Genomic DNA, 20,980 nt, shown 5'->3' with positions numbered 1-20,980 from the left:
CGCTGTGGAACCACCTGAATCCATTCCGAACTCAGAAGTGAAACGCAGCTGCGACGATGGTAGTGTGGCAGATGCCATGCGAGAGTAGTACACCGCCAGGCTCCCAATCAGTCAAAAAGCCCGCTCAATGAGCGGGCTTTTTGCATTTTAAATCGGAAAAAATAGCGCATTTAAGCCATTTTGGTAGGTTTTGAATCGTACCGAAATGCTCACCCGTCATAGACTATTGCCGCCAACTCCACTCACCCCAATAATCGCTGTGTTAACCGCAACTTGCTAGCCAGCAATCGCAGGCTGCCCCTAGTATCTGGTGAAAATAATCATCAGAGAAAACTACCGTGCATTGTTTTATCCAGGGTTTACTACTGACAGCTGCAACAGGCGTTAGTTTAGCTGTTTATGCTAATCAGCCGCTGCAATATGAAGATGTGTTCCAGCTTGAATTTGTGTCGCAGCCGCAGCTGAATACAGATGGCAGTGAAGTCGTGTTTGTGCGCAACCGTTTTGATCAGGCGCTCGACAAAAGAGTCGGCTCTTTATGGCTGAGCAATACCAAAACCGGCCAGTTACAGCCGTTAGTGGCTGAGCAAGCTGATATTAGTTCGCCGCAATGGTCGCCAGATGGTAAAAAATTACTGTTTGTATCTGCTGCATCCGGCAAACCACAAATTCATTTGCGCTGGTTGGACAGTGGTACCAGCGGTCAAATCAGCCATTTACCGCACCCGCCGGCCGATATCAGCTGGTCACCCGACGGAAAGTGGCTGGCATTTTCGATGTTTACACCGGTCAAAGCAAAAAATCCGGTGACTTTACCAGGCAAACCGGAGCAAAACGACTGGGCTAAAGCGCCGGTTTATATTGATACCATGCAATATCGGGCGGATGGCCGTGGTTACTTGCCGTCCGGCTATCGGCAAATTTACCTGATGGCCGCTGATGGCGGCACGCCAATTCAGTTAACCAGTGGTGATTTTGATCATGCCGGTGAAATTAGCTGGCAAGCGGATGGCAAAGCTTTTTACTTTTCCGCCAATCGTCAGGCTGATAAAAGGGCTCAGGCACAAAACAGTGATATTTACCTGCTGACCTTAGCTGACAAAAAACTGAGCCAAATCACCGATCGTTTTGGTCCGGACCAATCACCTTCTTTATCTGACGATGGTAAATGGCTGGCATATCTCGGATACGACGATAAGAAATTAGCGCATCAAGCCAGTCAGCTGTACGTCAAAAACTTAAAATCTGGTGAAGTTCGGAGCCTGACTGCTGATCTCGACCGCAATATCGATAGTTTTGAATGGGATGCCGACAGTGATGCCCTTTACATCCAATACGATGATCAAGGTCAAGGCAAAATTGCGCTGCAGCCATTCAACGGCAAAGCCAAAGTATTGGTGGAACAAGTTGGTGGTGGTTCATACAGCCGCCCTTACACCGGCGGCAGCTTTAGTGTGTCGGACAACGATAAAATCGCCTTTACTCAGATGTCCAGCCAGGCACCTGCCGAGTTGGGGTTATGGCAAAGCGGTAAAATCACAGCGTTAACCGCGCTGAATGAAGATCTACAACTGGCGCGTGATATCGGCAAAGTTGAAGAGTTTTGGGTAACATCGTCCGTTGATCAGCGCAAATTACAAAGCTGGTTGATTTATCCACCTAAATTTGACCCGAGTAAAAAGTATCCGCTGATCCTGGAAATCCATGGTGGCCCACATACGGCTTATGGTCCGGTGTTTGCGATGGAACTGCAGTTGATGGCGGCACAGGGTTATGTGGTGCTGTACACCAACCCGCGGGGCAGTACCAGTTACGGTATGGAGTTCGCCAACTTAATTCACCACAATTTTCCAAGCCAGGATTACAACGATCTGATGGATGCGGTGGACGCGACAGTTGCTAAGGGATTTATTGCACCCGATCAGCTCTTTGTCACCGGTGGTAGTGGCGGTGGCTTGTTAACCAGCTGGATTGTAGGCCATACCGATCGCTTTAAAGCTGCGGTGGCGGTGAATCCGGTGATTAACTGGTTTAGCTTTGTGTTAAACGCTGATATGTATAACTATTTCAGTCAATATTGGTTCCCGGGTATGCCGTGGGAAAAGCCGGAGCATTATTTAAAACATTCACCGATCAGCTATGTTGGCAATGTCAAAACACCAACCATGCTGATGACCGGTGAATCCGATCACCGCACGCCGATTTCCGAAACTGAGCAGTTTTATCAGGCCTTACAATTAAGAGGAATTGATACGGCGATGGTAAGGATCCCGGGCGCTTCGCATTCAATCCACGCGCGGCCGAGCAATATGATGGCGAAACCTGCCTACATCGTGTATTGGTTTGATAAGTACCGACTGAAAAAGGCTGAGTAATCAGTTTCTTTGCACTATAAATTGCGCCATAAAAAAATCCCCGATCATTCGGGGATTTTCTTTCACTGTGAACGATAGGCCAGATCAGTGAATTAAGTAGGCATAAGCGGTGGTAAAAGCTGTTTCCTGAAAGGCTTTCAGGCCGGTGTCTTTAAATACCACCGGAATTGGGTGGGCTGCCAGCTTGTCTTTAATCGCCGCGTTGGTGCAAATAACAGTATCGACGCTGGTGATTAGTTGCAGGGCTGCTTCGATTTTGAAGCCAATGGCAGAACCGGCAAACTTGCCTTTTTGCGCCCGCTCGCGGATCACGAATTTGGAAATTTTGTAATCTTCAGCCAGTTTTGCCATCGAAAACTGGAACTTACGCATTTGGTCGGTATCTTGATCTTTTAACAGTGGGAACCGAACCTGGCGGCAGTCTGGTAAATCAAACAGGCCATTTTCCATTTCCATTAAACATAAAATGATTTCACTGCCTTTTATATCTACGCCACATACCCGCATGCTTGTCACCCACTAAAAATTTCAACGGGCGCTATTATGCCACGTAAAGCCTGGACCAGCGGTAATTATTGCGGAAGAAGAGCCTGAGTAAGCACTAAAGATGGCAGTTCAAACCCAGGCGCGGCAACATTAAACCTCATCGTCGAGATCCCACTGACTCACCGCCAGATCCCGATAGAACGACCAACTTTCTTGCAGTGACAACAGGCAATACTCTAAAAACGACTGCAAGTGACTGGTTTGACTGGGTAAGATACTATTAAAACTTTTCATCATGGGCTCCTGATGGAATTGTTCCGGAAACATCAGAGGCCACAGCTGGTTTAAGCTGTCCCTCTGATGCCGCTGTTGTCGGCGTTACCGAAGATTTGCACGCTGCTCTGCATCGGCAGTTATTCCGGTGAACTGGTTTGCAGCATGGCAGTGCGGCTTTCGACCGGACCATTTAATTGCGCGACCAATTTGCTCAGGTTGTGCTGGCTAACGGCGCTGCTTTCAATTTCATCCGCCCGCTGGAAATCTGCTAAAGCGCCAATATTGTCGCCGGTCAGCATTTTGGCAACGCCGCGGTTGCTGTAAGCATAAGATTTAAGCTCACGGTCAACTTCGGTTGGACGCGTCGCATTTTGACGGCTGACGATGACTGCTTTATGACAGGCCTTGGCGGCTAAATCGAATTGTTCGGTTTTAGCGTAAGCGACACAAAGACTCATTTGACGCGCAAACACATCATCGCTTTTCGCAAGTGTTGGGTCAGCTAATACACTGCCAATAGTGCCTGCACTGATTGCTCCGGCAATCAGGTCTTCTTCAATCACCACCATTTTATAACCATTGCTGCCAGCGATACTGGCGAAGCTGGCCAACAACAAAGAGGTGGCCCATAAGGTATGACGTGTTTTCATGGTCGAACTCCCGGTTGGTACACAGCAATCCGGTTGATTGCTGTTGAGCCAACTGTAGAGAATTTGACCCTAGGCTGACAAACGAGAAAATTAAACCCGATGGCTGAATTGGATTCAACTGTGCTCACATTCAACTGTGCTCACATTCAACTGTGGTTATGTGCGCAAAACCGCGCCAGTACCCAGTCGATCAACAACTGAATTTCCGGCCGGTTTTCGCTGCTGTCGTGCTGCACCAGATAATAATGGTCGCGGGTATGCAGCTCTTCGGCAAACAACCGCACCAGACTGCCGCTGTCAAACCAGGCCTGGCTGATTGGCAGCGGAATAAGCGCCACCCCAAGTCCTTGCTGCGCGGCACGGGCTACGCTGAACATACTATCGAGCTGGATAATCTGTTTTGGCCGGAAATCTTCGTAACCGGCCTGATCGGCCCATTGATGCCAACACCAGGGGCGCGCCTGATGCACAATCAACGGCACGGTTTCCAGCGCCGGTAATTCCAGTGGGTCAACCATCAGCCGTTGATACCAATCGGCGCTGCAAGCCGGTACGTAGCTGATTGGAAACAGTTGGTGGGCTTTTTTGTCGGTCGGTTTGCTGCTGGCGAGGATAATCTGCAGATCGGTATGTTTGGTCACTTCCTGACGTGACTTGACCGTTTCCAGGCGTAAATTAATCGCCGGATGTTGCGCCGACCAGCCGACAAGTCTCGGCACAAAAAACTCGCTGGCGAAAAACTCCGGCAAGGTAATACTGACCACTTGCTCACGTTTAGTCTGACAAAATTCGGCCACAGTGGCGGACAAGCCCTGCATTAGCGGATTAATCGCCTGATAAAAACGACGGCCTTCCGCAGTCAGGATCACCGCCCGGGTTTGCCGTTCAAACAAACTCATACCCAGGCTTTCTTCTAACTGTTTGATTTGATGGCTAACAGCAGATGGCGTCAGATATAGCTGACTGGCAGTTTCTTTAAAACTTAAACATTCGGCGGCAACGCAGAAACAACGTAAGCCGCGCAACGGGGTATGAACTGGCATTTTCGAATGCTCCGTGCTCGGTTTGATCCCAAGACAAAGCAATTGCTGAACCAAGTATTAAGTGATTGAAATATAAAAATATTAATAAGTGTGCAGTGACGGCGATGCCCATGATGGTCGCAGGCTTGCACTAAAATAGCGCATTGGCTGCCGTTACAGCAGCCCGCTGACTTTCATCCGTTCCAGTTCACAGCTGATCAAAAACTCCCAGGCTTCGAGCTGTCGTTTGCTGTGTTCCAGGCTCTCACCCCAGACATACAAGCCATGACCCCGGATCAATAAACCGCTGCTCAGTTCGCTCGCACGACGGCTGATTTCGGCAGCTTGCAATGGCATGGGTTGGTTGGCATCAATAATGGCCAGACTGCAACTCTGCTGCTGGGCAGGCTGCCCGGTGATCACCGATTGCAGTTCGTAACCGCTAAACAGAAAGTTGTCGGCTTTAATCAACCGCGACCAGACATTCGCCGCCACCGACTGCGTTTGCAGCACCACTTTGGCCGTCGGAAACTGTTGATATAACGCCACATGTAACAAGGCACTATCGGCTGCTTTGGCAGTGAACTCGGCCTCACCACGATTCCAGCTGATCTGCACTAAGTCATGTGGACTCAGTTCGCCTTTGTCTTTATGGGCTCTGGTGATCAGGCAACCATGCTCGTTGCTGCGAATCGAAAAATTACCACTGCCGGCGGGTGCCCATTGTTTGGCGCTGATCCAGCGGCTTAAAGTGCACAACTGCACAGCATAAGGATTGAGTTGGAAATTGGTTGTTGTATTCATCTTTATGTTTAGACGTCTATACGTGAAACTGTCTGAATGATAGCATCGCCGTGCTGCTGCGGCCAAGACGTTTTTTGTTATTGGAGCAGACTGTCTGTTGCAAAAAAATGCTAGCATCAGCTCAATAAGCCAGCAAAAATCCAGTCAGCAAGGAGCTTTATGGAACTGCGCAGTAAATTACCCTGGGTCGGTACCACCATTTTCACCCAGATGTCTCAGCTAGCGGCTGAGCATCAAGCGATTAATTTATCTCAGGGTTTTCCCGACTTCCCCGCATCACCACTGTTATTGGACGAACTGAACCGTCAGGTTGCGGCGGGTAACAATCAATATGCGCCGATGAGTGGTGTGGCGATATTACGTCAGCAAATAGCCGCTTTGACCGCCCGTTGTTATGGGCGACTAGTGGATGCCGACACCGAAATTACCGTGACATCCGGTGCCACCGAAGCTTTATTTGTGGCGATTCAGGCTGTGGTGCGTCCTGGCGATGAGGTGATAGTGTTTGACCCGGCCTACGACAGTTATCAGCCAGCGGTGGAACTTGCCGGTGGCAAAACCATTCATATCCAACTGGCAGCGCCCGAGTATCAGATTGACTGGCAAGCGGTGCATCGACGGGTCACTGATCAAACCAGGCTGATTATCGTCAATAGCCCGCATAATCCGACCGGCATGGTGTTCAGTGCCACCGACTGGCGGGCGCTGGCTGATTTAGTGCAGCAACACGGCTTGTTTTGTATCAGTGATGAAGTGTATGAGCATATGGTGTTTGATGGCGCGGCGCAGCTCAGCGCACATCAGCAGACGGCATTATTGGACCGTACTTTTGTGGTGAGTTCCTTCGGTAAAACCTTTCATGTCACCGGCTGGAAATTGGGCTATTGCATTGCACCGGCCAATTTAAGCCTGGAATTTAGGAAAATTCACCAGTATGTGATCTTCTCCAGTTTCACGCCGGCGCAATTTGCCATCGCCGCGGTGCTGCAACAAAGGCCGCAATTGATCGCTGAATTGGCTGGTTTTTATCAGCAAAAACGCGACCAGTTTGCCAGATTGTTGCAAAGCAGCGCGTTCAAACTACTGCCATGCAAAGGGACTTATTTTCAGCTGGCCGATTACAGTGCGATTAGCACGTTAAATGACGTGGAGTTTTGTCATTGGCTGACTGTTGAGCACGGCGTGGCGGCGATACCGCTTTCGGTGTTTTCGCGCCAGGAGCAGGACAGTAAAATTATCCGGTTTTGTTTTGCCAAACAACCAGCAACACTGGAACAGGCAGCGGAGCGTTTATGTCGACTAAATCCGTAACCGCAGAACTGAAAATCGCCATTATTCAGAGTGAACTGGTATGGCAGGATGCAACAGCCAACTGTGACTATTTTGCCGCTTGTTTTAAAGACCGTTTTGCACAGCTGCCAGACATTGATTTGGTGATTTTGCCGGAAATGTTTAACAGCGGTTTTTCGATGCAAAGTGCCCAGATAGCAGAGCCGATGACAGGATCAACAGTGCAGTGGTTGCAGCAACAAGCGCAGTATTATCAAATTGCGATTGCCGGATCGCTGGCTATTAGCACCGAATTTGGCGTCGTCAACCGGCTGATTTTTGTGCATCCCGATGGCAGTATTGAGCATTACGATAAAAAACATCTGTTCCGGATGGCTGGTGAACATCAACATTATGCGGCGGGGTCCGCGCGTACCGTGGTGCTATACAAAGGCTTCCGCCTGAATCTGCAGATTTGTTATGACTTACGCTTTCCGGTGTTTGCCCGCAATCAGGGTGATTATGATGTGCTGATCTATGTCGCGAACTGGCCGGAACCCCGGCGTCGGATCTGGTCGACCTTGCTGGCCGCCAGGGCGATGGAAAATCAGGCTTTTGTGCTGGGGTGTAACAGAGTTGGCCAGGATGGCAATCAATTTTGCTATAGCGGCGATTCGGTGGCACTGAATTATCTGGGTGAGCCAATCGCAGAGTTACCAGCCGGGCAAGCCGGGATCTTGATCGCAACTTTGCGTCTTGATCAGTTGCAGCAATTCCGGCAGCAATTTCCGGCGGCGCTGGATGCGGATGCATTTGTTTTGTTGGACAATTAACGCCAAATCCGGCGTTTGAGCTGAGACCCAATACCAAACATGGTCGACCGGACGCGGTTTATTTTGTAATTTAATTTCATCTTTTCTAAAAAGTTAAGCGCTTACTCGACGAAATGATCGGGTATAATGTAATTTAATTACCAAATTGAGTCTGAACCATGTCCCGCTTCCACCCAACCGCGTTAATTTTTTCCGGCTTCTTCTTATTGGGGATCCTGATTATTTTATGGGGTGTGTTGCTGCCGGATTTAGCCAAATCGTTGCAAATGACCTCAGCGCAAAGTGGCTGGTTTTTCCTGGTGATGGCACTTGGCACAGTTTCCGGCGCCTACCTTGGCGGCAAATATGTGCAGAAATTCAACTTCTTAAAGCTTTTCGCTGGTTTAGCGCTGACCGAAACTGTGTTGTTAACCTGCTTGTCGTTGGTCACCAGTGTGACGCAGTTGCTGATTGGTATTTATTTATTTGGTTTGTTCTGCTCGGTGATGTTCACCATTGGCCACACCTTGATCGCCCGTTTGCACGCCAACAAAAGAGCGCAAATGATGGGGTTGATGGATTTTATGTTCAGCCTTGGCACTTTAGCGGCGCCGTTTTTGGTGGTGATGTTGTACTGGTGGCAGGAAGACTGGCGCTGGCCGCTGCGAATTTTAGCGGTATCGCTGATCGGTCTGGCGGTTTATGCGTTGGTGATCGCCAAAGCGATTAAAGCCGGGCCAGCGCAACCGGAACCGCCGCGCAAAAGTCTTTCTTATACTGCAGTACTAAAACAGCCAGCTTTTGTCGCTTTGGCCTTGGCGATGTTTGGGTATGGTGCTGTGGAATGGGGTAACGGCAATTGGTTTGTCAGTTATGCCAGTACTGCGCTGGAGTATCCGACTGAACAAGCCCGCTTAGTCTTTGCCTGGTTTACCGGCGGTATGGTGATTAGCCGGTTATGTTTTTCCTGGTTAATTCCGGTATTTGGTGCGCGGCATTTGTTGCGTATTCTCGCTACTTGTATGCTGATCGGCGCTTTATTGCTGAAGTTAGCCGACAGTACTCTATTGCTCGGTGGCGGTAATTTCTTGCTGGGCTTAGGTCTTGGTGGTTTATTCCCGTTGTTATTGGCCACGGCGATGGATTTAGATCCACAAAACGGCGCTGTGCTGTCGGGACTGTCGAATATCGGCGGTTCTTTAGGCTGCCAGGTGGCGGGTTTAGGCACCGGATTATGGGCGAATAGCGCTGGTATTGGCACCGCGTTTTGGCTAATGCCGCTGTCTGCGTGCTGGTTATTTGCAACGGTCTGGCTGTTTAGCCGCCGCGCTACACCCAGAGCTGTTGTTGAATAATCACTGATGTGGACCTGAACAAAGCTGCAGATGGCTAAACCTATTTAGCCATCTGGCAGTGCAAATGTTGCTGCAAGTTCTGAATTAGTGACAAAATATTAGCAAATTCTGCATTAACACCCGGTCAGATCTTGATTCTGTCATCAAATCAGGGCATAACAGGCTGCCCATGGTCACTATGAGTTTTCACTTGATGAACACATCAATTGATTGGGCTTTACTGCAACAACAAGCCCGTGCTGCCTCTGAGCAAGCCTACGCCCCTTACAGTCATTTTCCGGTTGGTGTCGCCATTCAGGCCGGCAGCGGCAAAATTTATACCGGTTGTAATGTTGAAAACGCCTCCTACGGCGGAACTATCTGTGCGGAACGCAATGCGATTGCTGCGGCAATCGTTGCCGGTGAACGCGAGTTTCAGGCGTTGGTGGTGTTTACCCCGCAAGAACGGCTGACGCCGCCTTGTGGTATGTGCCGCCAGGTGATTGCTGAATTCTTCACGCCGGAAAGTCCGATAGCCAGCTGCAATCATCTGGCGCAAATCCAACAATGGTCGGTCGGCGAATTATTGCCAAGCGCTTTTACACCGCTTTATCTGGCACAAAGCGCCAAAGTCGAAACCCGCAAGCTATTTGACGCAACTTCAGCAACTGAAGCAACTGAAGCAACTGGTCCAACTGAATCATCGAATTAATCGGAGTCTGTTTTGTATTTACCTCAGGAAATTATCAAATTAAAACGCAATGGCGGTCAGTTACCAGAAGCGGCGATTCAGCAATTTGTCGCTGGTATTACCGATAATAGCTTTAGCGAAGGACAAACTGCGGCCTTAGCGATGGCAATTTATTTAAACGGCATGGCGACTGAAGAAACAGTGGCGCTAACCCGTGCCATGCGCGACTCAGGTGCGGTGCTGAACTGGGCTGGCAAGTTGAATGGCCCGGTGGTCGACAAACATTCCACCGGCGGTGTGGGTGATAAAGTCAGTTTAATGCTGGCGCCGATGATCGCTGCTTGTGGTGGTTATGTGCCGATGATCGCTGGTCGTGGCCTTGGCCATACCGGTGGTACTGTGGATAAACTGGAAACAATTCCGGGTTACAGTTGTACGCAGCCACTGGCAAAAATACAGGCCGAAGTGGCGCGATTAGGTTGTGTGATTGTGGGTCAAAGCGCTGAGTTAGCCCCGGCCGATCGTCGTTTGTATCTGATCCGTGATGTGACGGCCACAGTTGAATCTATTCCTTTGATCACGGCTTCAATTTTGTCGAAAAAATTAGCCGCCGGTTTAGATGTGCTGACGATGGACGTGAAAATTGGCTCCGGCGCTATTATGAAAAACGTTGCGGATGCTTCCGCACTGGCGACCAGTATCGTCAATACCGCCAAAGGCGCTGGCGTAAAAACGCAGGCGCTGCTCACCGATATGAACGAATGTCTGGGTGCGACCGCTGGTAATGTGCTGGAAGTGCTGGAAACGCTGGATTATCTGACCGGCAAATACCGCGAACCACGTTTGCATCAAGTGACGTTAGAACTGGGCGCCAGCATGCTGCAATTATCCGGTTTATTCGCCGATAAAACGAGCGCTGTCGCGGCACTGGAACGCAGTTTAACCTCAGGCAAAGCCGCCGAAATTTTCGCGCAGATGGTCAGTAGTCTGGGTGGTCCGGCTGATTTATTTGAAAAGCCAGCGCAGTATCTGGCTGCAGCACCCGTGGTACTGGATATTCAGGCGCCACAAGCGGGTTATCTGGCGGCCAGCGATACCACGGCTGTTGGTATGGCAGTGGTGCGCTTGGGTGGTGGTCGGGCACATCCGGCGCAAGTTATCGATCCGGCTGTTGGTTTTAGCGATATCGTTGCGCTTGGCGGCAAAGTCAGTCAGGGTGATGTGATAGCGCGGGTGCATGCTGCTTCAGTGGAAGCCGCACAAAAGGCAACTTCGGAATATTTGGCGGCTTTAAGCTGGTCTGAATCTGCACCGCAGCTGCATCCGATTGTGCATAAAATTATTGATTAAGCAGGAAGCAAAATGAATATCGGGAAAACGCATGAAAGCCACCCATAACCCCTGGCTGGTCTGGGGCGCTGTTGCGACTGCACTCGCCGCCTTATTGCACTTGCTGATTATCGCCGGTGGGCCGGACTGGTACCGGTTTTTTGGTGCTGGCGAAGGCATGGCGCAACTGGCGGAGCAGGGTGATTGGTATCCGACCGTGACGGCGGTTGCGATCTCGGCCATGTTGTGGGTTTGGGCGATCTATGCCTGGGCTGGTACGGGCTTGATGCCGGCCTTACCGCTGCAAAAAACCGTGTTAGCGCTGGTGGCGGTGATCTTTTTTGGCCGCGCTTTAATGGGTTTTTGGCTGGTGCATGCACCGCTGATGCAAGCTTTTGCCGAGTTGCAGCAGCGACCGATGTTTTTGTGGGTAACTTCGCTGATTTGCCTGGCGCTGGCTTGCTGTTATGGCATCGGCCTGCGCAAGCTCTGGCGTTTGCAGCAGATCTCGCGGCTTAACGGCTAAAGCAAACAACGTTCAAAGTAGCGAGTTGGCAACAACGAGGGGCGGAGTCTGAATGAAAACACTTGGTTTAATCGGTGGTATGAGCTGGCAATCAACCATCCCGTATTATCGTGAAATCAATAGCCAGGTGCAGCTACGTTTGGGCGGCTTACACAGCGCCAAACTGTTGTTGGCGAGTGTTGATTTTGCCGAAGTGGAACTGTTGCAGCGTCAGGGTGATTGGCAAGCCGCCGGAAATTTACTGGCGCAACAGGCTCTGGCATTACAAACGGCCGGCGCCGAAGCCATCGTGCTTTGTACCAATACTATGCACAAAGTAGCTCCAGCGATCGAAGCTGCAGTGCAAATTCCTCTGCTGCATATTGCCGATGCAACTGCGCTGCAAATTCGGGCACATGGTTTACAGCGAGTGGCGTTATTGGGTACGCGTTTTACCATGGAGCAGGATTTTTATAAACAACGGCTACAAGATCGCTTTGAGTTGCAGGTGTTGACGCCGGGCGAAGCGGATCGGCAACTGGTGCATGACATTATTTACCAGCAACTGTGTCATGGCATTATTCGTGATGATTCGCGTCAGCTGTATCGGCGGATTATGCAGCAATTGGTGCAGCAGGGCGCACAGGCGATTATTCTGGGTTGCACCGAAATTTCCCTGTTAGTCGGTGCTGCCGATGCGCAAGTGCCGTTATTTGATACCACGCAAATTCACGCGCAAGCGGCGGCGCAGTGGGCGTTAGCCAATTGATCTGCGGTTGATTGAGGGGTTGATCAAGCCCCGCTCAATGCTTACCACCTGCGACATCTGTCGCAAATAAAACTTGTCAAGCTGTGACCAATGTCGCAGTATACGGCGACATTCATTCTAAACAGCCGTACCGCTATGCAACAACCCACCGCGCCTGAACTGGAAATCCTGAAACTGCTTTGGCAAAAACAACCGCTGACTGCCCGCGAACTGCATGATGAGCTGGAAACGGTACTCGGTTGGGGCTATTCATCCACCCGCAAAACGCTGGAGCGGATGGGCGAAAAAGGTTTTGTCGCGGTGCAGGCGCAAGGCAACAAAAATAGTTACCGCGCGACCCTCGACAAAATGCCGACGCTGGCTGGTTTTGCGCAGGATTTTGCCAAACGGATTTTTGAAATAGATGGCCCATTGCCGGTAGCGATGTTTGCCGACAGTAAGCTGGTCAGTGCCGCCGAGATCGCTGATTTAGAGCAACTGTTGCAGCAGCTGGCAGCCGCACAGCTAACGAAACCGGTCGACAGCGGGGAGCCGTGAGATGTTAAGCCTGCTGTTGTTAAAATTATCCGCATTTGTGCTCTGGACGTCTTTGCTGACAGTACTTTTGCTGGTGTTGCAACGTCGCAGCGCACCACTGCTGCAATGGCCGACGTTGTATTGGTGGCTATTGCTGCTGGCCTCGGTGCCGTTATGGCCACAGTGGCAGTGGCCCGTTGCCATCCTGTTGCCGCAGACCTTTTGGCTGGATGCGACGCAGCAGATGGGGCAGTTGACGGCAACGGCGCAACACCCGGCACTTGTTACTTGGCAGCCAATGGAGCTGTTGTATCAAGCACTGTTGGCGGTGCTGGTGCTTGGTGCGATTTGGCAATTGTGGCGACTGGTGCGGCAGTATCTTCGGCTGCGAACTTTGTATCAGCAATCACAACCGGTTGCGCCGACTGCGCTATTTACGGTCGAGGCTACTGCTTTCGAACAACAAATCCCCAGCCTTGATCCACGACTGGAACAGATGCAAATCCGGCAGCACAACTTAGCGCTTTCGCCTTTTATTTTTGGTGGCCGCCAAGCTGTACTGATGCTGCCGGCTTATTACTGGCAATTTAACAATCAACAACGTGCGTTGTTGCTGGCGCATGAATTACAGCATTGGCAGCGTCGGGATCCCTGGCAGCTGTTGGGCTGGCGGATGGTGGTCGCCGTTTGTTGGTTTAATCCGGCGCTGCGTTATGTTGAACGCTCTTTTGGTCAGGCGATGGAGCTGACCGTGGATCGGCAAGTGCTGGCGGTGCAACCAGAGCAGGCGCAGCTGTATGGTTTGACGCTGATCAGTAGTCTGAAACTGTGTCAGCAGCAAGCGCAGCCTGGACTTGCCAGTTTTATTCAGGCCAGCGGTGATGAAGCAGGTTACCGGCAGCGGCTGGCGGCTTTGTTTCAAACCAGTGGTTTTGATAACCGCTTGCGAGTCTGGTTGCCGACGTTGCTGTTAAGTCTGGCGCTAGGGCTGAATATCGGCTGCAGCGCTCTACAAGGGCAGCTGGGGCCGTCGGGTGAATGGCAGTTGCCGGTGGCGCAGGCAAAAGTGAATTCCGGTTACGGCACTGTCAGTCCATTCCGGCAAAATAGGCCACATCAGGGTATCGATTTTGACGGTCACAGCGGCGACCCGGTATTTGCCAGCGCAGATGGCGTGGTGCTGATTGCCGATAACCATAGTCTGCATCCACGCTTTGGCAATATCGTGCTGCTGGATCACGGTCAGGGCTATCAGACCTTGTATGCACATCTGGATAGTTTTTCGGTGCAATCTGGCACGCGGGTAAACGCAGGTCAGCAGATTGGTGCTGTGGGTGCCAGTGGTGTGGCGACCGGTCCACATTTGCATTTCGAGTTGCTACACCAGGGGCAACAGCTTGATCCAACACCTTTGTTGCAATGGGACCGTTAGTGTTGGTCGTACTTATTCATTTTTGCTGACAGATTTTTGTTTGGATTGGAGTTTTTGCATGGATTTTTTGTATTCGCAGCGCTGGCTGTTGCTGTTGTGTTGTTTTCAGGTTCAAGCAAGTGCAGCAGACCGAACTGAGCAGCAACTGGTTGCCGCCTTTGAACAGGAATTTCAGCAGAAGCTGCAAAAAGCCAAAGTACCAGGCGGCGCTTATGCCATCGTCAACAACGATCGCATCGTAAAAATTGGCAGTTATGGCGTGCGTGCGGTCGGCGAAAAAGCCAGAGTGAATGCCGATACGGTGTTCCGGTTGGCGTCGGTGTCCAAAACCTTTGCCGGGGTGTCGCTGGTGCAGGCGCAGGCGCAACAACAATTGCAGTTGCAACAACCTTTGACCCGCTATGTGCCAGAGCTGAAGTTGCGCACGTCGCAGCTGGAGCAAAGCCTGACCATGGAGCAAGTGTTGTCCCACAGCAGTGGTTTTTGGGCGCATGCTTTTGAAGATCTGATTGAAGCGGATAAAACCCCTGCGCAAATTCTGCCGAGGTTAAAAGAACTGAGCCCGGTCTGTCCATTGGGGCGTTGTTACAGTTATCAGAATGTGTTTTTTGGCTTGCTGGGTGATGCACTGGAGCGGGCTACCGGCCTGACGTATGCAGATCTGTTACAACAACGGGTGTTTAAGCCTTTGGGTATGCAGACTGCGACTGTGGGTCTGGCGCCGTTATTGGCATCACGCAACAAAGCCATGCCGCATCAACGTGGCGGTAAAGGCTGGCGGGTGGTGAAGCCCAAAGCGAATTTCTACCGATTTGGCGCTGCAGCAGGCGTGAATGCCAGCGCCCGTGATCTGGCGGTGTACTTACAAGCGATGTTAGGGCAGCAGCCTGCAGTATTGTCTGGCTCTTTATTAAGCCAGTTACAGCAGCCGCTGACCAAAATGCCGGGCAAACCACGCTGGCCGGTGTGGCAGCAATTTAAACAGGTCAGTGCCTGGTATGGTCGCGGCTGGCGGATGGTGCAATATGACGGGCAGGCGTTGTATTACCATGCTGGCGTGGTGGATGGTTATCGGCCTTATATCGCCTATTCGCCGCAAACCGGTTATGGCTTGGTGCTGCTGACGAACGCTGAAGCCGATGTCACCGGACCGTTAGCCGGTTGGTTTTGGCAGCAGTTGCTTCACCCGGTGAAACAGCAGGGGCGGTTGACGAAGCAAGGCAGATCCGCACTCAAAGTAACCGGCAACGCCAGAGGTTAAAGCCAAAAATGCCAAGGGCAGGTGATGCAGCCTGCCCTGGGTATGATAAGCATGACGCCAACAGCTACGGTAATTGTTTCGATTTAACGCCCAAGATGGACACGTCTTCTAACCAAACCTTTTTGTTCGTAATCTTCCATATACTGCGCTAAATCATTTTTCCAACGTTCATTTTCATCACTGCCTTCCGGGCTTTGACTGGCTTCGATCTGATCTTTACGCATTAATAATTCATGCGCCTGCTGATGTAGTTCAAGTGCTACCTCAGCATAGATTTGCGGCTCGCCGGCTAACGCATAAAGTTTGGCGTGAAAATGATAGGAAAGGATCAGCAACGACAGTGAAATTAAAACCAGAAAGAACTCCATGTCACGCCCCCGCAGCTGCAATATTGATATTTTTCCGGTACTCAAAACACCAGAGATAAATGACCACCGGAATAATTGCAATATTGCTGGCCGGAATAAACAGCTGATAGATATTTGCCATTAGCCCACTATTGGCGGTCGCTCGGTCAATAAAATCCAGTACCTGAATGGCCGTGTTGGACAGGATCAGCATCGAAACCGCAATCGCGATTGAAGTCGCGCGGAGTTTTTGCATCAGATGAAACTGGTAAATCATCCAGATAAAAAACAAATTACTCACCGTCCAGGCGCCATACCAGAAAAACTTATAGAGAATACCGTCATGAGAGGCTTGCTCGTACAGAAATTGGCTTACAGATACTGAAAGGGCTTGCCAGCAGCACAGTGTAAAAAATGCCGTTGTCACTGAAGATATTTTTTTATTAACCAGCAGTGCAATAATGAGAAGTAACAGGTAGCCGACAAAAACATATCGGTCGAGACTAATCATAAATGCAACAAATTCGTTTTGCATAAGGCTTCTCGTGGCGATGTTTATGGAGTCGCAGGAGGTCTGATTCCCGGACCACCACCGAATGGTGTAACTTCCGGTGGTCGGATGCCGGGTCCACCACCTAATGGCGTAACTTCTGGCGGTCTGATCCCTGTTCCTGAACCAAGTGGTGTTACTTCAGTTGGAGGGGTTGGTTCTGATGTCTGTTGTGACAGCGCAATAGCCTCTGCACTCAATGTTAAATTTTCACCGCGCCCTGAAGCATTATTTGCGGTCTCAGCTGCAGAGCCCGTATTTATGTTACGGGGCTGATTATTGGTTTGCGCCAGAGACGTGCTATACAGCGCAGCATAACTATTCTGAATATTAAGATTAATTCCAGTCATCGGGCTATTCCTTTTGGGTCGGTCTTGTCATTGCGGATCAGTTGCAGCTAACAGTAGGGCTGCAACGTCCATTTAAAAATGTGCCAGTTAACTAACCAAAAGAGTTGATAACAATTTGATATTTGTTTGATATTTGCATTGTTGGGCGCTTTTTCCAGTCAATCCCAAGTCTTTGACGCTGGCTGATATGCGTCATTTCAGGTAAAACTATTCAGCTGTGGTTCTTTCTGAACTGCAAATCCTTATTTTTGGAGAGTATATGCACACAGTGATGAAATCGGTAGTTGTGATGGCAAGTCTTGGGTTTAGCACCCTTCTGTTGGCACAAAATTTCGGCGGCAAAGTCGATCACGCAGTATTAACGCCAATTTCCATGATCGTGGCAGCGCCGGATCAATATCTGGCGAAGCCGGTGACAGTGCAGGGTGAAATTATTAGTGTCTGTAGTAATAAGGGCTGCTGGATGCAGTTGGCGTCTGACACATCAGCGCAGCACTTCAAAATTAAAGTGCGGGATGGCGATATGGTCTTTCCGGTCAGTGCCAAAGGAAAAAAGGCTTTTGCGACCGGTCAACTGGTGAAAACCGAACTTGATTTAGAGTCCAGCCGGGAACATCTGGCGGAAATTGCCGAGCGAAATCATACGGCTTTTGATGCGGGCTCTGTCACCAAGCCGATTGTTTTATTGCAGTTAGTGCCAACTGCCGTTGAAATCAGTGAGTAACCTTTGTCGCGGTCGTAACTTCGCTCTCGATAAAGGCAAGCAATTGAAAGCGTGACTGGCGATGTTTGGCGCTTTAATCTTGAGTTTATGCCGATTTTATGTTTCATTTGCTTTCGAGATTGTGGGTGTCACCCGATCATTCGGCTGCCGCAGGCAATAAACTAAGCAACTTCTGACACAGGACCAGACATGACCGATTTTAACCGCCGCCATTTTATGAAAGCTTCGCTGGCCACAGCGGCGCTTGGCGTACTCGCCAATACCGCTGCGTGCAGTCAAACCCAAAAAGTACTACCCAAAGCGGTTGGTAGATCGGTGATGGGGCTGGTGGTGCCCGCCATGCCGTTGGTGCGGATTGGCCTGATTGGCGTTGGTGAACGTGGTGTTGGTTATATCGGGCATTTTTCCAATATTGAAGGGGCGGTGATTACGGCGATTTGTGATACCGATCCTATCACCATTGCCCGTGCCAAAAACATGTTCCAACAAAATGGCAAACCTACGCCAGCTTGGTATGGCGATCATCCGCAATCTTATCTGGAATTGCTGAACCGTGACGACGTCGACATTGTGGTGATTGCCACACCATGGCAATGGCATCATCCGATGGCGAAAGCGGCGATGTTGGCTGGTAAACACGCTTTTGTGGAAGTGCCGCTGGCGCTGACGCTGGAAGAGATGTGGGACTTAGTTGATACCGCCGAGCTGACGCAGCGCAATTGCATGATGCTGGAAAACGTCTGTTACGGTCGCGACGAGTTGATGGTGCTGAATATGGTCCGGCAGGGCGTGTTCGGCGAGTTATTGCATGGTGAAGCGGCGTATATTCATGAATTACGCTGGCAAATGAAAGAAATCGAGCGCAAAACCGGCTCCTGGCGCACCGGCTATCAAGCGAAATTGAACGGCAATTTGTACCCAACCCATGGTCTGGGGCCGATTGCCCAGTATATGAATATCAATCGTGGCGACCGCTTTGATTATCTCAATTCAATGAGTTCACCGGCGCTTGGCCGTGCTGCATACGCCAAGCGTGAATTCCCGGCCGATCACCAGCGCAATCAGCTGAAGTATATTTGCGGGGATATCAATACCAGTATCATTAAAACCGTGCAGGGTCGGACCATTATGTTGCAGCATGATACGACCACACCAAGACCTTACAGCCGGCATAATTTAATCCAGGGTACCAATGGCGTATTTGCTGGTTTCCCGAACCGGATTGCGCTGGAGCAAGGCGGCAACGGCGATTACCATCATTGGCAAACCGAGATGGAACCCTGGTATCAAAAGTATGATCATCCGCTGTGGCGCCAGATGGGCGCAGATGCTGAGCGTAATGGCGGGCACGGTGGCATGGATTTTCTGATGTGCTGGCGGTTGATTTATTGCCTGCGTAACGCCGAACCTTTGGATCAGGATGTTTATGATGGCGCGGCCTGGTCAGCGGTACTACCGTTGTCGGTCGCATCTGTGGCGGATCGGGGCAATAGTAAAGACTTTCCGGATTTCAGCCGCGGCATCTGGCAATCGGCAAAGCCTTTGCCGGTGGTCGGTGGTTAACGTAGCCAGCCTCGGCTAATGTGGCGGAACTGGTCGGTACCGGCTTGTTCCAGCCATTCAAACGCCAGCATTTCCTGACTGGTGATCTAGTCTCACCGAACGATGATTGCACAGATTGCACATACGAGCGGCACTGCGGGTTAACGCTCGTCCGGTTCGTCAGCGGCCTGCTTGCGCTCTTGCCGTTCAACCATTTCAGCAAAGGCGGCTTTGATTTCTTCCAGCACTGAGTCAACATCAGCCGCTTCGGTTGGGTCGGTGAATTCACCAGTCAGTTCAGTTTCAGGGTCAAAATCACCTGCCTGATATAGCGCCCAAATTTCTTTGGCAAAACGGGTTTGCAACAGTTCCGGCGCATACTGACCGTAGTACTGGGTCATATTATTGACGTCCCGCTCCAACATCCAGCCAGCATTGTTATTGGCTGCGGCATCAACGGCTTGCGGTAGGTCGATGACCACCGGGCCATAACTGTCGACCAGGACGTTAAATTCCGATAAATCGCCGTGGACTAAACCCACCCCAAGCATGCGCATAATGTAGCGCATCATAATGGCATGATCTTCAATCGCCTGTTCGGCCGACATCGCAACGTCATTCAGGCGTGGGGCGACATCGCCGTCGGCGTCGGTTACCAGCTCCATTAGCAAGACGCCGTCGAAGCAGCCGTAAGGTTCCGGTACCCGCACACCGGCATCGGCCAGTTTATACAGGGCACTGACCTCAGCGTTCTGCCAGCTGTTTTCTTGTTGCTGGCGGCCGTATCTGGAGCCTTTTTCCATCGCGCGGGCGCGACGGCTGCTGCGAACTTTACGGCCTTCCTGATATTGCACGGCTTGTTTGAAGCTGCGGTGATCGGCATCTTTATAGACTTTGGCGCAGCGAATATGCTCGCCACAACGCACGACAAACACGGCCGCTTCTTTGCCACTCATCAGCGGGCGCAGCACTTCGTCGACCAGGCCTTCATCGACCAGCGGTTGGATTCGTTTTGGAATTTTCATCAAGCCGTTATACCTTGTTTCGGGCAGTGTTGGAATATCCGGCTGCAGAAATCCCTGAGCCTGGAAAAAGCTGGTCGAAACTGATTGCACTGGCGCAGCCATTCGTTTAAAAAAGCTCTGCTGTTTACTTTTTCGTCATACCGGCGGTTCAGGCTGGTGAACCCTCTGCCACAGGAAGTTAAAATGAATCTAAAAATCACTTTATTAATCAGTTTATTGCCGTTGTTACCGGCTTGCAGCACTTTGGCCGAGGTGCCGGCACCGGTCAAACCTTCAGCAAAAATTTCTGCCACCGCGTCAACATCATCAGCGCCAACAACTGCGGCAAGGCCAGTCCGACAGACCGAACAAAGGTTGAAGGCAGGGGATTTAATGCCGCTGACCACGCTGACTTCGATTGAAAACCAGCAAGTTTCACTGACTCAGCCAAACCAGCGCAAATTGGTGATCTTCTTTGGCACCACCTGCCACGACTCGCAACGTGCCTTTCAGAAAATTATCGCCTCGCCTTTGGTCAACCAAACAGACCTGCAAATTGTTGGCATTGGCCGCGAAGAAAATGTGGCGAGTCTGCGTAAGTTTGCGACTGAGTATCAGGTAACGTTCCCGCTGGTGGTTGATGCTGATCGGGCGATGTATCACCAGTTTACCAATGTCGGGATCCCGCGAATTGTGTTAGTTGATGAAAACAATCGGATTGTAAAAAGCTTTTTAGGCGAAATTCCGGACGTGCTGACCGAAATCCATTGGTAAGTTCCGGTAAATAAAAAGCCCGGTACAGAACCTAATGCCAGTCAGATAAGCTGACTGGCATTATTTTTTATGTGGATATTTACTCGGTTTTCTCTTTACCAGCCTTGGATATGAACGCTCTTCGCGCCTGAACGGCAAGACAAAAAACTCCGCTTTTC

23 protein-coding genes and 1 rRNA gene are annotated in these 20,980 nt (G+C 50.7%); 15 read left to right on the top strand and 9 right to left on the bottom strand.

The annotated features are described in order from the left end of the window. Positions 1-101, top strand: a 5S ribosomal RNA gene (gene rrf, locus EOE67_RS20040); the annotation flags it as partial. A gap of 237 nt (positions 102-338) precedes the next feature. After that, positions 339-2,375 carry a S9 family peptidase gene (locus tag EOE67_RS20035; protein WP_127701340.1) on the top strand — a complete coding sequence of 679 codons (2,037 nt, stop codon included), beginning with the start codon at positions 339-341 and terminating at the stop codon, positions 2,373-2,375. 84 nt (positions 2,376-2,459) lie between these two features. Here EOE67_RS20035 and EOE67_RS20030 read toward each other — a convergent pair whose 3' ends face one another. From EOE67_RS20030 to mtnB, 5 genes are all read right to left on the bottom strand, one after another. Further along, positions 2,460-2,882, bottom strand: a complete 423-nt coding sequence (locus EOE67_RS20030; protein WP_127701337.1) for a DUF3010 family protein — start codon at positions 2,880-2,882, stop codon at positions 2,460-2,462. 129 nt (positions 2,883-3,011) lie between these two features. Continuing rightward, positions 3,012-3,155 (bottom strand): hypothetical protein, encoded by a 144-nt coding sequence (locus tag EOE67_RS20595; RefSeq protein WP_164852450.1) that lies wholly within the window; start codon positions 3,153-3,155, stop codon positions 3,012-3,014. 119 nt (positions 3,156-3,274) lie between these two features. After that, entirely contained in the window at positions 3,275-3,787 is a 513-nt protein-coding gene (locus EOE67_RS20025) for a tetratricopeptide repeat protein (RefSeq protein ID WP_127701334.1), read from the bottom strand. A gap of 146 nt (positions 3,788-3,933) precedes the next feature. After that, on the bottom strand, positions 3,934-4,830 hold the full coding sequence (locus EOE67_RS20020) for a LysR substrate-binding domain-containing protein (RefSeq protein ID WP_127701331.1): 897 nt from the start codon (positions 4,828-4,830) through the stop codon (positions 3,934-3,936). A 153-nt stretch (positions 4,831-4,983) separates the two neighbouring features. After that, positions 4,984-5,613 carry a methylthioribulose 1-phosphate dehydratase gene (mtnB, locus tag EOE67_RS20015; RefSeq protein ID WP_127701329.1) on the bottom strand — a complete coding sequence of 210 codons (630 nt, stop codon included), beginning with the start codon at positions 5,611-5,613 and terminating at the stop codon, positions 4,984-4,986. A gap of 159 nt (positions 5,614-5,772) precedes the next feature. Here mtnB and EOE67_RS20010 point away from each other — a divergent pair, with 159 nt between their 5' ends. The 10 genes from EOE67_RS20010 to EOE67_RS19965 all read left to right on the top strand — a co-directional run bounded on the left by EOE67_RS20010 (position 5,773) and on the right by EOE67_RS19965 (position 15,531). Continuing rightward, positions 5,773-6,924, top strand: a complete 1,152-nt coding sequence (locus EOE67_RS20010) for a methionine aminotransferase (RefSeq protein ID WP_127701327.1) — start codon at positions 5,773-5,775, stop codon at positions 6,922-6,924. Beyond that, complete coding sequence (locus tag EOE67_RS20005; RefSeq protein WP_127701324.1) at positions 6,906-7,715, top strand: amidohydrolase; 810 nt, start codon at positions 6,906-6,908, stop codon at positions 7,713-7,715. Before EOE67_RS20010 ends, EOE67_RS20005 begins: the two co-directional genes overlap by 19 nt. 158 nt (positions 7,716-7,873) lie before the next feature. Then, on the top strand, positions 7,874-9,049 hold the full coding sequence (locus EOE67_RS20000) for an MFS transporter (protein WP_127701322.1): 1,176 nt from the start codon (positions 7,874-7,876) through the stop codon (positions 9,047-9,049). A 97-nt stretch (positions 9,050-9,146) separates the two neighbouring features. Then, the gene (locus EOE67_RS19995) at positions 9,147-9,740 is read left to right on the top strand and encodes a cytidine deaminase (protein ID WP_420849798.1); all 594 of its coding nucleotides are present in this window, start codon (positions 9,147-9,149) and stop codon (positions 9,738-9,740) included. A gap of 12 nt (positions 9,741-9,752) precedes the next feature. After that, positions 9,753-11,069 carry a thymidine phosphorylase gene (deoA, locus tag EOE67_RS19990; RefSeq protein WP_127701317.1) on the top strand — a complete coding sequence of 439 codons (1,317 nt, stop codon included), beginning with the start codon at positions 9,753-9,755 and terminating at the stop codon, positions 11,067-11,069. Between the two features lie 31 nt (positions 11,070-11,100). Next, the gene (locus EOE67_RS19985) at positions 11,101-11,574 is read left to right on the top strand and encodes a hypothetical protein (RefSeq protein WP_127701315.1); all 474 of its coding nucleotides are present in this window, start codon (positions 11,101-11,103) and stop codon (positions 11,572-11,574) included. A 52-nt stretch (positions 11,575-11,626) separates the two neighbouring features. After that, positions 11,627-12,322 carry an aspartate/glutamate racemase family protein gene (locus EOE67_RS19980; RefSeq protein ID WP_127701312.1) on the top strand — a complete coding sequence of 232 codons (696 nt, stop codon included), beginning with the start codon at positions 11,627-11,629 and terminating at the stop codon, positions 12,320-12,322. Between the two features lie 90 nt (positions 12,323-12,412). Beyond that, positions 12,413-12,859, top strand: a complete 447-nt coding sequence (locus EOE67_RS19975; RefSeq protein ID WP_240652890.1) for a BlaI/MecI/CopY family transcriptional regulator — start codon at positions 12,413-12,415, stop codon at positions 12,857-12,859. A 1-nt stretch (position 12,860) separates the two neighbouring features. After that, positions 12,861-14,270 (top strand): M23/M56 family metallopeptidase, encoded by a 1,410-nt coding sequence (locus tag EOE67_RS19970; RefSeq protein ID WP_127701310.1) that lies wholly within the window; start codon positions 12,861-12,863, stop codon positions 14,268-14,270. A gap of 58 nt (positions 14,271-14,328) precedes the next feature. Continuing rightward, positions 14,329-15,531 carry a serine hydrolase domain-containing protein gene (locus EOE67_RS19965; protein ID WP_127701308.1) on the top strand — a complete coding sequence of 401 codons (1,203 nt, stop codon included), beginning with the start codon at positions 14,329-14,331 and terminating at the stop codon, positions 15,529-15,531. An 83-nt stretch (positions 15,532-15,614) separates the two neighbouring features. Here the strand turns inward: EOE67_RS19965 and EOE67_RS19960 are convergent, their stop codons facing one another. From EOE67_RS19960 to EOE67_RS19950, 3 genes are read right to left on the bottom strand one after another with little or no spacing between them, the layout of a single operon-like run. After that, entirely contained in the window at positions 15,615-15,899 is a 285-nt protein-coding gene (locus EOE67_RS19960) for a hypothetical protein (RefSeq protein ID WP_127701305.1), read from the bottom strand. Position 15,900: 1 nt separating this feature from the next. Further along, positions 15,901-16,413, bottom strand: a complete 513-nt coding sequence (locus EOE67_RS19955) for a hypothetical protein (RefSeq protein ID WP_127701303.1) — start codon at positions 16,411-16,413, stop codon at positions 15,901-15,903. Positions 16,414-16,433: 20 nt separating this feature from the next. Further along, entirely contained in the window at positions 16,434-16,778 is a 345-nt protein-coding gene (locus EOE67_RS19950) for a hypothetical protein (RefSeq protein WP_127701300.1), read from the bottom strand. Between the two features lie 271 nt (positions 16,779-17,049). Between EOE67_RS19950 and EOE67_RS19945 the strand changes: the two genes are divergently transcribed. Both EOE67_RS19945 and EOE67_RS19940 read left to right on the top strand, forming a co-directional pair. After that, complete coding sequence (locus EOE67_RS19945; protein WP_164852449.1) at positions 17,050-17,502, top strand: DUF4920 domain-containing protein; 453 nt, start codon at positions 17,050-17,052, stop codon at positions 17,500-17,502. Between the two features lie 189 nt (positions 17,503-17,691). Next, the gene (locus tag EOE67_RS19940) at positions 17,692-19,065 is read left to right on the top strand and encodes a Gfo/Idh/MocA family oxidoreductase (protein WP_127701295.1); all 1,374 of its coding nucleotides are present in this window, start codon (positions 17,692-17,694) and stop codon (positions 19,063-19,065) included. Between the two features lie 140 nt (positions 19,066-19,205). Here the strand turns inward: EOE67_RS19940 and EOE67_RS19930 are convergent, their stop codons facing one another. Continuing rightward, a complete protein-coding gene (locus EOE67_RS19930) occupies positions 19,206-20,069 on the bottom strand; it encodes a PA4780 family RIO1-like protein kinase (RefSeq protein ID WP_127701343.1) in 864 nt (287 codons plus the stop codon). A 183-nt stretch (positions 20,070-20,252) separates the two neighbouring features. Here EOE67_RS19930 and EOE67_RS19925 point away from each other — a divergent pair, with 183 nt between their 5' ends. After that, a complete protein-coding gene (locus EOE67_RS19925) occupies positions 20,253-20,822 on the top strand; it encodes a TlpA family protein disulfide reductase (protein WP_127701293.1) in 570 nt (189 codons plus the stop codon). Positions 20,823-20,980 lie beyond the last annotated feature (158 nt).

This window comes from Rheinheimera riviphila (assembly GCF_004005945.1).
Lineage (GTDB): Bacteria > Pseudomonadota > Gammaproteobacteria > Enterobacterales > Alteromonadaceae > Pararheinheimera > Pararheinheimera riviphila.
The sequence above is the reverse complement of the archived record's forward strand: the minus strand, read 5'-3'. Positions and strand labels throughout refer to the sequence as shown.

What these genes read in the sequence shown, in the direction of transcription:
- EOE67_RS20030 (WP_127701337.1), bottom strand. Translation starts at nt 2,882, where the DNA reads ATGCGGGTATGTGGCGTAGATATAAAAGGCAGTGAAATCATTTTATGT.
- EOE67_RS20595 (WP_164852450.1), bottom strand. Translation starts at nt 3,155, where the DNA reads ATGAAAAGTTTTAATAGTATCTTACCCAGTCAAACCAGTCACTTGCAG.
- EOE67_RS20025 (WP_127701334.1), bottom strand. Translation starts at nt 3,787, where the DNA reads ATGAAAACACGTCATACCTTATGGGCCACCTCTTTGTTGTTGGCCAGC.
- EOE67_RS20020 (WP_127701331.1), bottom strand. Translation starts at nt 4,830, where the DNA reads ATGCCAGTTCATACCCCGTTGCGCGGCTTACGTTGTTTCTGCGTTGCC.
- mtnB (WP_127701329.1), bottom strand. Translation starts at nt 5,613, where the DNA reads ATGAATACAACAACCAATTTCCAACTCAATCCTTATGCTGTGCAGTTG.
- EOE67_RS20010 (WP_127701327.1), top strand. Translation starts at nt 5,773, where the DNA reads ATGGAACTGCGCAGTAAATTACCCTGGGTCGGTACCACCATTTTCACC.
- EOE67_RS20005 (WP_127701324.1), top strand. Translation starts at nt 6,906, where the DNA reads ATGTCGACTAAATCCGTAACCGCAGAACTGAAAATCGCCATTATTCAG.
- EOE67_RS20000 (WP_127701322.1), top strand. Translation starts at nt 7,874, where the DNA reads ATGTCCCGCTTCCACCCAACCGCGTTAATTTTTTCCGGCTTCTTCTTA.
- EOE67_RS19985 (WP_127701315.1), top strand. Translation starts at nt 11,101, where the DNA reads ATGAAAGCCACCCATAACCCCTGGCTGGTCTGGGGCGCTGTTGCGACT.
- EOE67_RS19980 (WP_127701312.1), top strand. Translation starts at nt 11,627, where the DNA reads ATGAAAACACTTGGTTTAATCGGTGGTATGAGCTGGCAATCAACCATC.
- EOE67_RS19975 (WP_240652890.1), top strand. Translation starts at nt 12,413, where the DNA reads ATGTCGCAGTATACGGCGACATTCATTCTAAACAGCCGTACCGCTATG.
- EOE67_RS19970 (WP_127701310.1), top strand. Translation starts at nt 12,861, where the DNA reads ATGTTAAGCCTGCTGTTGTTAAAATTATCCGCATTTGTGCTCTGGACG.
- EOE67_RS19965 (WP_127701308.1), top strand. Translation starts at nt 14,329, where the DNA reads ATGGATTTTTTGTATTCGCAGCGCTGGCTGTTGCTGTTGTGTTGTTTT.
- EOE67_RS19960 (WP_127701305.1), bottom strand. Translation starts at nt 15,899, where the DNA reads ATGGAGTTCTTTCTGGTTTTAATTTCACTGTCGTTGCTGATCCTTTCC.
- EOE67_RS19955 (WP_127701303.1), bottom strand. Translation starts at nt 16,413, where the DNA reads ATGCAAAACGAATTTGTTGCATTTATGATTAGTCTCGACCGATATGTT.
- EOE67_RS19950 (WP_127701300.1), bottom strand. Translation starts at nt 16,778, where the DNA reads ATGACTGGAATTAATCTTAATATTCAGAATAGTTATGCTGCGCTGTAT.
- EOE67_RS19945 (WP_164852449.1), top strand. Translation starts at nt 17,050, where the DNA reads ATGAAATCGGTAGTTGTGATGGCAAGTCTTGGGTTTAGCACCCTTCTG.
- EOE67_RS19940 (WP_127701295.1), top strand. Translation starts at nt 17,692, where the DNA reads ATGACCGATTTTAACCGCCGCCATTTTATGAAAGCTTCGCTGGCCACA.
- EOE67_RS19930 (WP_127701343.1), bottom strand. Translation starts at nt 20,069, where the DNA reads ATGAAAATTCCAAAACGAATCCAACCGCTGGTCGATGAAGGCCTGGTC.
- EOE67_RS19925 (WP_127701293.1), top strand. Translation starts at nt 20,253, where the DNA reads ATGAATCTAAAAATCACTTTATTAATCAGTTTATTGCCGTTGTTACCG.